Raw genomic sequence first — 10570 nt, forward strand, 5'->3', positions numbered from 1 at the left:
TTCAACCTAGAAACCAAAATTAACTCAAGGACAAATTATCCTCAAAACTCTTTATTCATTTACCAATATAAAGATGTCAAATGGTTTCTATAGTTGAAAGTTGCGGATCAGGAACGGCGAATGGCTGAGTGGAGGCCGATCGTACCTGTTCGATCGCCCATAATGTTGCCTCTGGTGTGGCTGGAGCCGCAAGCGTAACCTCCGTCGCGTTGCCAAATGCAGCAACGGCTTCCCGGATCGCTTCTCGCACCGACATCGCCAGCATAAACGGGGGTTCACCAACCGCTTTGCTGCCGTAGATCACACCATCTTGCGCGGCTCGTGTGAGTAACTCCACGTTGAAGTGTTCGGGGATTTCGCTAATGGTGGGAATCTTGTAGGTGCTGGGTGCATCGGTGCGGAGCCGTCCTTGAGCGTCCCAGACCAGTTCTTCCATCGTCAGCCAGCCCATGCCTTGCACAAACGCGCCTTCAATTTGGCCGCGATCGACCAATGGGTTCAACGATTCGCCCACGTCATGCACCACATCCACCTGACGCAATTTGAAGGTGCCTGTGAAACCATCTACCTCAACTTCACTGACGGCAGCACCGTAGGCAAAGTAGTAGAACGGTCTGCCTTTGCCGGTGACAGCATCCCAATAGATATGTGGCGTGCGGTAATAGCCTGTAGCTGACAGACTGACGCGATCGTCATACGCCTGTTTCACTACATCCACAAAGGGGATGCGGTCTTTGGGATAGGTCTTGCAAAAAACCCACTCGTCTTCAAACACCAGATCTTCCGACGCATCTAAATTCAGCATACGAGCTGCGACGGAGGCTAGGCGCGCTTTAAGAGTCTCACACGCATCTTTAACTGCCTGTCCGTTCAAGTCAGAACCGCTGGAGGCTGCCGTTGCTGAGGTGTTGGGCACTTTATCGGTGCTAGTAGGCATCAGCCGGAAGCGGTCGAGACTCACGCCGAGAGCCCTGGAGGCCACTTGCAGCATTTTGGTATGGAGTCCCTGCCCCATTTCCGTACCACCGTGGTTCAGTTGAATGCTGCCATCGGTGTAGATCAGCACCAGCGCACCTGCCTGGTTGTACTGGGTCTTGTTAAACGAGATGCCAAACTTGACCGGGGTAATGGCTAAGCCGCGCTTGATATAGGGATGAGTCCGGTTGAAGTCTGCGATCGCTGCCTGCCGTTCGACAAACCGGGCATTCTCTTTTGCTTCCTGCCAAACACGATCGAGGCGATTGTCGTAGAGTTCCTGTCCGTAATGAGTCGTGTTGGTTTCGCCAGTCCCGCGATAGAAGTTGCGTTTACGCACCGCATCGGGTGGCAGCTTGAGAGCACGGGCAATACGATCGACAATCTCTTCAATCACAATCATGCCTTGCGGTCCACCAAACCCCCGAAAGGCAGTATTCGACACCTTGTTGGTTTTGGCAATGCGTCCGGTTACTTTGATATCTGGGATGTAGTAGGCATTGTCGACATGCAGCATGGCGCGCAGCAGCACTGGTGGCGACAGATCCAGGCTCCAACCACCATCGGCGTAAAGCGCAACATCCAGCGCGGTGATTTGCCCTTCATTGGTAAAGCCGACCTTGTACTGTCCTAAAAAGCCATGACGTTTGCCCGTCAAGGTCATATCGTGACTCCGCTTGAGCTTCACGCGGACGGGACGACCCGTTTTACGAGCCGCGATCGCCGCCACTGAGGCATAGGGGTTTGCCTGTGATTCTTTGCCGCCAAAGCCACCACCCATCCGCAAACAGGTGACCACCACTTGATTAACGGACACACCGAGAATACGCGCCACAATCACCTGCGTTTCGGAGGGATGCTGGGTTGAGGCATAGACCTGATAATGCCCTTCGCCATCGGGAATGACCCAACTCGCCTGGGTTTCCAGATAAAAGTGATCTTGCCCGTTCATTTCGATTTCGCCTTCCAGGCTCCGTTCGGCTTGAGCAAAGGCCACGCTCGGATCACCCTGACGCATCACTTGCGGTTGGTTGTGAAAACTCTCGGCCGCGATCGCCGCCTTAATACTCAACAGCGGTTCCAAGGCTTCATAGGTCACGACGACTTTTTCGGCTCCCAGTCGGGCCGCTTCTTCCGTTTCCCCAACGACCCACACGATCGCCTGCCCGTAATAGCTCACCGCTTCCGTGGGAAACAGCACTTCATCTTGCACAATCACGCCCGTATCGTTGGTGCCAGGAACATCAGCGGCAGTCAAAACGGTAACAACACCCTCCACAGCCGTTGGACCAGAGATATCAATGCCGGTAATCTGCGCTTTAGCGTAGGGTGCAACGACAGGATAAACGGACAGCATCCCCACAGGCTGACGCTGATCGTCGGTATACACCGCGTTGCCACTGACATGGTGAACCGCGCTTTCATGCTTCGAGGGTTTACCTACTGCGTTCATCTCGTCACCTCCACTTTTTAAACCCGTTGTTCAGTCTGTTGTCAAAAACGCGACTGCCACGCTTTCGGATCTCGCCGACCATGAAAAATTGCGGTCACAATGACTCGACTCGATACAATCCGATAATAGACAGCGTAAGGAAAGCGCTTCACGACTGCCCGTCGAATATCGCGGTACACAACTGCATAAGATTCTGGCATCAAACAAATGCGATTGATGAGTTCGTCTATACAGTCCAGAAACTCATCACTAAGCCCTGGTTGTTGGCTTTCGTACCAGGTGTATACCTCGTTAAGCTCATCACGGAACCTTTGAACGAAAAACCACTACATAGTTCATTCCTCCCCTTTAATTGATGCTTTGACTTCCTCCCATGTCAGGTTATCGTCTGGATTCATTTCATAGTCCTCAATACGATCATCAAACTCTCTCCTCTGTGCCTCTGTGAGCTCAGGATAGGCTTGCTCGGCTGCAATACTATCCCAAATTGCCTGCACCAAAAGGATTCTATCTTTAACGCTGAGGGACGCAATCTCATTGAGCGTAGCTGTAATGTCCATCGTGAGAAACCTGAGTTGATATCAGTAGCTAGTTCCCTTGAATATAGCGAACGGGGTTTTGCCCATCAAATTGGATGCTGCAATTTATGATGTGACCGTCCAAAAACTTTACAACAAGTCTCTTGTACTCATCATCCACTCGATAGCTTGAGTTTCGGTCAAAGACACCTTCAATCATTTGTGTACCCGCAAAATTCACAATTTGGACATGTGTAATTTTCTGGACTTTATCATCTGCAACAACCCAAGCTAAAGACTCAGATTTAGCAAGCAAGTCTAGCAGGTTATCGTTTGTTCGGACTTGAAGCGCTAGTTTTGGCATCGTTATTTGAGGTAAACCAATGGCTGACTTTCTACAAAAAACTTTTCAAACAGATTGGCAATCAGCAGTTTGCGATAATCCGCGCTGCCACGCAGATCGGTGAGTGGTGTGAAGGCTGCTTTGAGCGTGGGTTTGATGTTCTGGATGGTTGCTAGAGACCAGAGTTGCCCAATGAGCATAGCTTCAACCGCGATCGCCCGTACTGGAGTTGCTGCCACGCCACCATAGGCCAGACGCGCATGAATAATGTGATCGCTGGCATCCAGATCGATCGTAAAGGCAGCCGCGACAATGCTGATATCATCCGTCCCTCGTTTTCCAATTTTGTACGATTGGCTGAGACGACGCACGGCACCCGACGCGATCGCCTTTGGAATCGTCACCGAAACAATCACCTCTCCCAGTTTGAGATCGGTTTGACGGTAGCCTTTAAAGAAGTCGGCTAACGGTACAGAACGGGTTCCGGTTGTGCTGGCGATCGTCAACTCAGCATCCAGAGCGAGGAGAACTGGTGGGAGATCGCCAATCGGCGAAGCGGTTCCCAAATTGCCGCCCAACGTGGCTCGATTGCGGATCTGTCGTGCCGCAAACCAGTGCAGCATTTCATCCAGACTAGGGAAAATGCCAGGTAGATTGGTTTCAATGTGGCTCAGTGGCACCGCCGCACCAATCACCACTGCATCCGGGGTTTGTTCAACGTGCTTGAGTTCTGCCACTGCCTCTAGCGAAACCATTACCGGAAATGACTGGCTGTGATGAGACATTTCCAGCCCCAAATCCGTTGCACCTGCCACCAGTTTTGCATCCGGATGCTGCTGGAGTAGTGCCAGGACGTCACTTAACTGAGTAGGACGGTAGAACTGCTGCTCGTTGCCGCTGTAGTCTAACGCTGTAAAGTCAGTCGTAGTGTGAATCAACTGTTCCGCAAAGGCATCGTCCGGCAATGCTTCACTTACCAATTCAGCGGCACGGCGAATGGAGAGATAGCCTGTACAGCGACACAGATTGCCTTCCAGGGAAGGGTCGTCTACGTGGCGATCGTAATACGCCGTAAAGAGGCTCATGATAAATCCCGGCGTGCAATAGCCACATTGAGACCCCAACGTCTCCACCATTGCTGCCTGTACGGGATGCAGTGCGCCATTAGCGACCCCTTCAACCGTGATAATTTCTCGTCCTGCCACCGACGCTAACGGAATCAAGCAACTGTTCATGGCCTGGTAATGAGCCTTGCCATCTGCACCTTCAGCAACGATCGCCACCGTACAGGCCCCACAGTCGCCATCACCACAGCCTTCTTTGGTGCCCACACGACCACTGGCGCGAAGATATTCCAGCAGCGTCATGGTAGGAGAGATGTCTTTAAGGCGAACAGCATCGCCATTAATTGTCAAAGTTAGAGTCACGTCTGACATGCGCGTTCGTTATTAAGTTGATTAAGTTTGAGTTGATCAAGATTGTCTCGCTTCTACTACTGTGTCAGTTGTTGCCCGACTTGATTGTTAACTTAGAGACGTTATGACAACGGCAAGTCACAGTGAGCGCCAAAAAAAGGGCACTTGACCCTGGAAGGCGATGAGGCATGGTCGTTTGTGGGTGACAAAGGGCATAAACAATAGACGTTATTACGGCTTCCCGCAGGATATGTACAGCGCAATTCTGGAAGCGCTAAAGCAATTTTTTGCGCTTCAACAATCCGATTGATTGCCGTTACTAATTTCCCCTGTAATTTGCTGTGCCTTCCTTGAGGAATGGGCTTTTGCACAACCTGTCCATTCATATATTCACTCGCTGGTTTTGTCTCTGGTAACGTCAGAAACTCCTCCAGCGTGATTGTTTTTTCTGGCACTTGTACCAGTAGCATCCCCTTTACTCGAAGTCAACGCAGCACGGTAGAAAGGGCATACATACTAATTGATGCGGTGTCGCATCTTATTCTAACCCCGCCGATCCCTCTGTTCAGGCAATACCGTAGCCAGGATCTCCATCCGCAGATGTAGTTCTTCAGGTTAGGAATGGCTTACAAGTGGAGTATATTAATGTAAGTAAGTGCTTGCATTAAAGGAGGGTTGCCTTGACCCGGAGTCCAGCTAAAACCAGGGAGCGTCTACTTAACGCCGCGATCGAAGTGTTTTCGGCCAAAGGCTTTATGGGTGCCAGCACTCGTGAGATTGCTCGTGTGGCGGAAGTGAACGAAGTCACGCTCTTTCGTTACTTCCAGAGCAAAGAGCAACTCCTGGGTGCCGTTGCCCAACACATTACGGCGCTGAAGCTAGAAGCGATCTCACATCAAGCCGAGTGGACGCAAGATTTACAGGTTGATCTCTTGCACTACGCCCAATTGCATGACCAGATGTTGGAAGAAAACGAAGCCCTGATTCGGATGTTTATCGGCGAAGCGCAACGGCATCCAGACGAGGCTATCCAAGTCTTTCAGCAAGCGTTTTTGCCCTTACGCGAAAAGCTCATTGCCTATTTGCGTAGCGGTATTGAGCGCGGCACGGTTCGCCCTGATGCCGATCTGCCTATGGTGGTCGATCAGTTTACGGGCATGCTGCTGGCTGGTATGCTGCGTCGCCATGTTGCGCTGGCAGTGCGGGGCTATAGCCGCGATCGCTATATTGCAGGCTGTGTGGAAACCTTTGTACGCGGGATCGGTACGCCAACTGAGCCTTTGCAACGTGCGCCAACAGGCGCTTGCTTGAACCTTCCACAAAGCAATCTTGGTAACGAAGCTAACTCCTTATGACTCCCTAACGAATGAACGTCTAGATACACTGACGGGTGTGTTTCAGAATGGTGGGCCGATGCGGCGACTGCACACCAGCAAGCGCTCATGTCGCTGGAACAATTGGTCAATACGCAGGCTGCTATTTTGTCATATGCGGATTGCTTCCGGTTTGTCGGTGTCGTCTTTCTCTGTTCACTGCCGTTGCTGCTGTTCCTGGGTAAAGGTGGCGCGGGAGCGAAGGCCCCGATCGGTCACTAAAATGAGTCTGTAGTCGGGACATAGCAGTGCCATGTCCCGACGTAGGAAATTGTTCCGGTGACGCTTTTTCCCAAAACCTGCCTATCCTAGAAAACCTTGAATAGCGACCCGTCTTACCAATGGCTAAAGTTTTTGACTCCATTACCGATGACCTACAGCGCTTCATTCAAGCGCAGCAAATGTTCTTCGTTGCTACAGCGCCGCTTGCAGCTGATGGACACGTGAATTTGTCTCCTAAAGGCTTAAACAGCTTTCGGATTCTTTCTCCCAATCAAGTTGCCTATCTTGACGTCACGGGTAGCGGTAATGAAACCTCTGCCCATCTGCAGGAAAATGGACGCATTACGTTCATGTTCTGCGCGTTTCAAGAGCCGCCTTCGATTCTGCGGCTCTATGGCAAAGGGCAAACTGTTCTGCCCGATGCGCCTGAATGGACAGAACTTTACGCGCTATTTTCGCCGATCCCTGGTACTCGGCAGATTATTGTGGCAGCTATCGATCGCGTGCAAACCTCCTGTGGCATGGGGGTGCCGCTATACGAACCGGCTGGACAGCGAGAATCCTTAGTCAAATGGGCTGACAAAAAGGGCAAAGAGGGCCTGCAGGCATATCAACAGCAGAAAAATACGGTCAGTATTGATGGGCTACCGACAGCACTCGCTGGAAAGGATAAAGGATAAAGGCTGAAGGATAAGGGAGTTGTTAGTTGTTAATTGTTAGAGAAGGCAGAGGGGGCAAGGGAGGCAGAAGGGGCAGGGGAGGCAATTCAAAACTCAAAACTTCCATCCCTCATCCCTCATGCCTTTTTCCCAACTCAAAACTCAAAACTTTTAGCTTTTATCCTTCATCCTTCATCCTTTCATCTCTTACGCCGCCACCTGCTCCATCTCAGGCTGATACAGCCCCAACGCAGCGGCACTGTTGAGTTTTGCGCGATGATACAGCTCTTTTTGGGCTGCAGGCACATTTGCATCCTGCCCGTTCCAGGTTTGCATCGCCGCTTGCTGAAGCGCACGACCGTAGGAAAACGTTAGCTGCCAGGGCAGTTGGTCTTTGAACAAGGCGTTCATGGCGCTCAGGTGAGCGGTTGCTAGTTCATCGCTTTGTCCACCAGACAGAAAAGCGCAACCGGGAACTGCAGCAGGCACTCGTTCTCGCAAGCACTTCACGGTCCACTTGGCAACCTCTTCCACACTCGCCTGTTGGGGACATTTTTCGCCAGAAATGACCATGCTGGGCTTAAGAATCATTTGATCCGGCTCGACGCCCTGAGCATAGAGTGCGTCAAAAACTGTCTTCAGGACTTCGTGATGCACGCCATAGCTATCCTCCAGCGTGTGATCACCATCCATCAGCACTTCTGGCTCGACGATCGGCACCAAGCCTCCTTCCTGGCACAGTGCAGCGTACCGGGCAAGCGCATGCGCATTCGTATCAATGCAGCGATGGGACGGAATGCCCTTGCCGATCGTAATCACAGCGCGCCATTTGGCAAACCGGGCACCCATTTTGTAGTATTCAGCAATGCGATCGCGCAATCCATCTAAGCCTTCTGTAACCGTTTCACCCGGCGCTTTGGCTAATGGCTTGGCACCCTCATCCAGCTTGATGCCGGGAATGATGCCAGCGTCGAGTAACACCTTTGTAAAGGGGATCCCGTCCTTTGTGGCTTGACGAATGGTTTCGTCAAACAAAATCACGCCACTAAAAAACTCACCAATACCAGAAGCGGTAAAGAGCATTTCGCGATAGGCGCGCCGCATTTCTTCTGTTGTAGGAATGCCAAGTTTCTCAAAGCGTTTGTTCGCCGTGCTATAGCTCTCATCGGCTGCCAAAATGCCTTTACCGGGGGCAACCATTGCCTTTGCGGTGGCAATCAATTCTTGCTCATACATAGTTGTACCTCTGTCAGGAGCGATGTGTCAGCAGTTTTGCCGCTTCTTAAGCCTAGCTAATCTTCTAGAATCCTTTCGTTTGCTGCATCACTCTTGGGATACAGCCTCTGCCAGTAATGAGACGTCTTTTATGTTAGCTGGAGGCGATCGATCGCTCCAACGGTTTCATGCCGCTACCGACATTGAGCACAGATCAGCGCCACTGCTCACTCGATCGTCGTTTGCGCGATCGCACCTTTCTGATCGATCTGAAGTACATGCACCGTCACTGCAAAGTCTTGCTCTGCCCAGGCAGTGGCGATCGCCTCACTCACAGCCGTTGCGGTGTGAGGCTGTGCTAAGGCCAGGATGGTTGGTCCGGCACCACTGATCACCACGCCATAGGCACCGGCTGTTAGTGCTGCTGTTTGCACTATTTCGTAACCTGGAATCAAAGTTTGCCGATACGGTTGATGGATACGGTCTTGCATCGCTGCTTGCAACCAGGCGCCGTTTCCTGTTTCTAACCCACGCAGCAACAAGCCTAAATGCGCCACGTTGAAGATCGCATCAGCACGGCTGTAGGTCGTGGGTAGCACTTGACGCGCTAGTTTTGTCGAAAGCTCAAAGCCAGGAATGGCAACGATCGGTACAATGCTACTGTGCCAGGGAATCTCGCAAATCTCCCAGCCAACATCTCTATGCGTAGCGGCAAGGCGACACCCACCTAAGAGCGATGGCACCACGTTATCAGGATGTCCTTCGATCGCGATGGCCATGTGCATCACCGCTTCTACCGTCAGTGGTGATCCTGCCAGGGCATTGGCTCCCACCAGTCCGCCGACAATCGCCGTTGCCGAACTGCCCAAACCACGCGCCAGCGGTACACCCAACTGAAGCTCAAGCTTTATCGGTGGTGGTACCTGCTTTAAGTGCTGGTAAACCTTGACAAACGCCTGATACGCCAGATTGCTCGCATCGGTTGTAACCTGCTCTGCCTCAGCGCCCATCGCTGTGATGCTGACAGTTTCCCCACCGGGAGGCAGCAGTGAAAAGCGAAACCGATTCGAAAGCGTCAGCGCTGCTCCCAGGCAGTCAAACCCTGGTCCAAGATTGGCAGTTGTCGCTGGCACAGTAACAGTAACAGTAGAAATCACGAAGGCGCATTCATAGGCGGAACAATTCCATTTTCCCACGATCGTTGTCGTCGGGATGCTACATGTAACGTCCTATGCCATAACCACCCGAAAACCAATGTCATACAAGTGCGTATCCGGGTTGAGTTTGCTGCGAAAGGCTGATCGACAGGCTTTGGGGCCACCGTTCCAGGAACCCCCGCGTAACACTCGCTGATCCGTAGTACCGTTTTCTGTCCAGGCAGTACCATCGTCTGGGGCACCGTCATAACTGTCGTGCCACCGATCGGCGCACCATTCGCGGACTAGCCCATGTGTGTCGTACAGCCCAAAGGCATTAGCAACTGCAAAACTGCCGACGTCGGTCGTCTCCCGGCGATCGGTTCCCGTGGGCCCTTTCCCGTACGAGCCCCTGCTGCACACCTGCCCTTCATACTCCCAATCAACCCCGGAATAGTTGGCTAGATCAGTGGTGATTGTTTCGCCAAACCAGAAAGGGGTAGTGGTGGTGGCTCGACAGGCGTATTCCCATTCTGCTTCGCTGGGCAGACGGTAAGGGCGTCCTGTGTAGACAGAGAGCCGATCGCAAAACTCGATCGTGTCGTGCCAGGAAACTTGCTCAACGGGACGGTCTGCTCCCATAAAACAAGACAACTTGGGAGACAAGGAATGGTTGACCTTTGGTAAAGCCGCTACAATGCTCCATTGCGCCTGCGTGACTGGATACTTACCCATCCAGAAAGGGGCGATCGTGACTGAATGCTGCGGACTTTGGTTCGGATGCCAACCGTCCTCTGTGGGTGGCGATCCCATCATCAACGTGCCGCCAGGAACGGCGACCAGCTCTAACGCAAGGCCATTTCCTAACGCTTCAGTGCGAGACTGAGCCGACTGTCTACGTTTCTCATACGTTTGCCCATAGATATCCAGCGTGAGAGTGTCAAACTCAAAAACGGATGCATCAGACATAAAGGGTAACGATCACTGAATCTACAGAGCATGGCAAACAGGTTTCTGTGCCCAAAAGAACATTACCAGATAGCTGTGTGAAAAGAGCCGATCAGAACCCATCAACATTCAACTCTTTGTTTTATAGCTGTTGTCACAAAGCTTAGGACATTGGGATCAAAGGGGGAGTGGGTGTGTGCCCCCAGCCAGGGGTGGAACCCCTGCACCCCGTCCTAATACCAATTAAATATGAAGTTGCGCCAAACTAAAGGAGTCCCCTTTGAGGTCATGGGTCATGCCAGGACGCCCCTTT

Annotated in this window: 11 protein-coding genes and 1 pseudogene; 3 read left to right on the forward strand and 9 right to left on the reverse strand. The window is 52.0% G+C overall.

Annotated features, from left to right (window positions below; genetic code table 11):
- Window positions 1-76: 76 nt before the first annotated feature.
- The 6 genes and pseudogenes from xdhB to C7B82_RS05705 form a co-directional block, all read right to left on the reverse strand.
- Entirely contained in the window at window positions 77-2428 is a 2352-nt protein-coding gene (xdhB, locus tag C7B82_RS05680) for a xanthine dehydrogenase molybdopterin binding subunit (RefSeq protein ID WP_106255340.1), read from the reverse strand.
- Window positions 2429-2469: 41 nt separating this feature from the next.
- Window positions 2470-2730: pseudogene (locus C7B82_RS05685) on the reverse strand (type II toxin-antitoxin system RelE/ParE family toxin); the annotation flags it as partial.
- Window positions 2731-2763: 33 nt separating this feature from the next.
- Complete coding sequence (locus C7B82_RS05690) at window positions 2764-2988, reverse strand: addiction module protein (protein ID WP_106255341.1); 225 nt, start codon at window positions 2986-2988, stop codon at window positions 2764-2766.
- A gap of 28 nt (window positions 2989-3016) precedes the next feature.
- A complete protein-coding gene (locus C7B82_RS05695; protein ID WP_106255342.1) occupies window positions 3017-3310 on the reverse strand; it encodes a hypothetical protein in 294 nt (97 codons plus the stop codon).
- Window positions 3311-3312: 2 nt separating this feature from the next.
- Window positions 3313-4716: a xanthine dehydrogenase small subunit gene (xdhA, locus tag C7B82_RS05700; RefSeq protein WP_245939747.1), complete on the reverse strand. Its 1404-nt coding sequence runs from the start codon at window positions 4714-4716 to the stop codon at window positions 3313-3315.
- 110 nt (window positions 4717-4826) lie between these two features.
- Entirely contained in the window at window positions 4827-5174 is a 348-nt protein-coding gene (locus C7B82_RS05705) for a Uma2 family endonuclease (RefSeq protein ID WP_245939748.1), read from the reverse strand.
- Window positions 5175-5384: 210 nt separating this feature from the next.
- Between C7B82_RS05705 and C7B82_RS05710 the strand changes: the two genes are divergently transcribed.
- The 3 genes from C7B82_RS05710 to C7B82_RS05720 all read left to right on the forward strand — a co-directional run bounded on the left by C7B82_RS05710 (window position 5385) and on the right by C7B82_RS05720 (window position 6979).
- On the forward strand, window positions 5385-6059 hold the full coding sequence (locus C7B82_RS05710) for a TetR/AcrR family transcriptional regulator (protein WP_245939749.1): 675 nt from the start codon (window positions 5385-5387) through the stop codon (window positions 6057-6059).
- Between the two features lie 87 nt (window positions 6060-6146).
- Window positions 6147-6299, forward strand: coding sequence for a hypothetical protein (locus C7B82_RS34990; protein ID WP_219904052.1), 153 nt, complete (start codon window positions 6147-6149; stop codon window positions 6297-6299).
- 119 nt (window positions 6300-6418) lie between these two features.
- Window positions 6419-6979, forward strand: a complete 561-nt coding sequence (locus C7B82_RS05720) for a pyridoxamine 5'-phosphate oxidase family protein (protein ID WP_106255344.1) — start codon at window positions 6419-6421, stop codon at window positions 6977-6979.
- A 186-nt stretch (window positions 6980-7165) separates the two neighbouring features.
- Here C7B82_RS05720 and C7B82_RS05725 read toward each other — a convergent pair whose 3' ends face one another.
- The 3 genes from C7B82_RS05725 to C7B82_RS05735 form a co-directional block, all read right to left on the reverse strand.
- Window positions 7166-8194, reverse strand: coding sequence for a class I fructose-bisphosphate aldolase (locus tag C7B82_RS05725; RefSeq protein WP_106255345.1), 1029 nt, complete (start codon window positions 8192-8194; stop codon window positions 7166-7168).
- Between the two features lie 206 nt (window positions 8195-8400).
- Entirely contained in the window at window positions 8401-9330 is a 930-nt protein-coding gene (thrB, locus tag C7B82_RS05730) for a homoserine kinase (RefSeq protein ID WP_219904054.1), read from the reverse strand.
- A gap of 72 nt (window positions 9331-9402) precedes the next feature.
- A complete protein-coding gene (locus tag C7B82_RS05735; protein WP_106255347.1) occupies window positions 9403-10278 on the reverse strand; it encodes a formylglycine-generating enzyme family protein in 876 nt (291 codons plus the stop codon).
- Window positions 10279-10570: the final 292 nt, after the last annotated feature.

This window comes from Stenomitos frigidus ULC18 (assembly GCF_003003795.1).
In the GTDB taxonomy this organism is placed as follows: domain Bacteria; phylum Cyanobacteriota; class Cyanobacteriia; order Leptolyngbyales; family Leptolyngbyaceae; genus Stenomitos; species Stenomitos frigidus_A.

What these genes read in the sequence shown, in the direction of transcription:
- C7B82_RS05735 (WP_106255347.1), bottom strand. Translation starts at nt 10,278, where the DNA reads ATGTCTGATGCATCCGTTTTTGAGTTTGACACTCTCACGCTGGATATC.
- xdhB (WP_106255340.1), bottom strand. Translation starts at nt 2,428, where the DNA reads ATGAACGCAGTAGGTAAACCCTCGAAGCATGAAAGCGCGGTTCACCAT.
- C7B82_RS05690 (WP_106255341.1), bottom strand. Translation starts at nt 2,988, where the DNA reads ATGGACATTACAGCTACGCTCAATGAGATTGCGTCCCTCAGCGTTAAA.
- C7B82_RS05725 (WP_106255345.1), bottom strand. Translation starts at nt 8,194, where the DNA reads ATGTATGAGCAAGAATTGATTGCCACCGCAAAGGCAATGGTTGCCCCC.
- C7B82_RS05695 (WP_106255342.1), bottom strand. Translation starts at nt 3,310, where the DNA reads ATGCCAAAACTAGCGCTTCAAGTCCGAACAAACGATAACCTGCTAGAC.
- C7B82_RS34990 (WP_219904052.1), top strand. Translation starts at nt 6,147, where the DNA reads ATGTCGCTGGAACAATTGGTCAATACGCAGGCTGCTATTTTGTCATAT.
- C7B82_RS05720 (WP_106255344.1), top strand. Translation starts at nt 6,419, where the DNA reads ATGGCTAAAGTTTTTGACTCCATTACCGATGACCTACAGCGCTTCATT.
- C7B82_RS05705 (WP_245939748.1), bottom strand. Translation starts at nt 5,174, where the DNA reads ATGCTACTGGTACAAGTGCCAGAAAAAACAATCACGCTGGAGGAGTTT.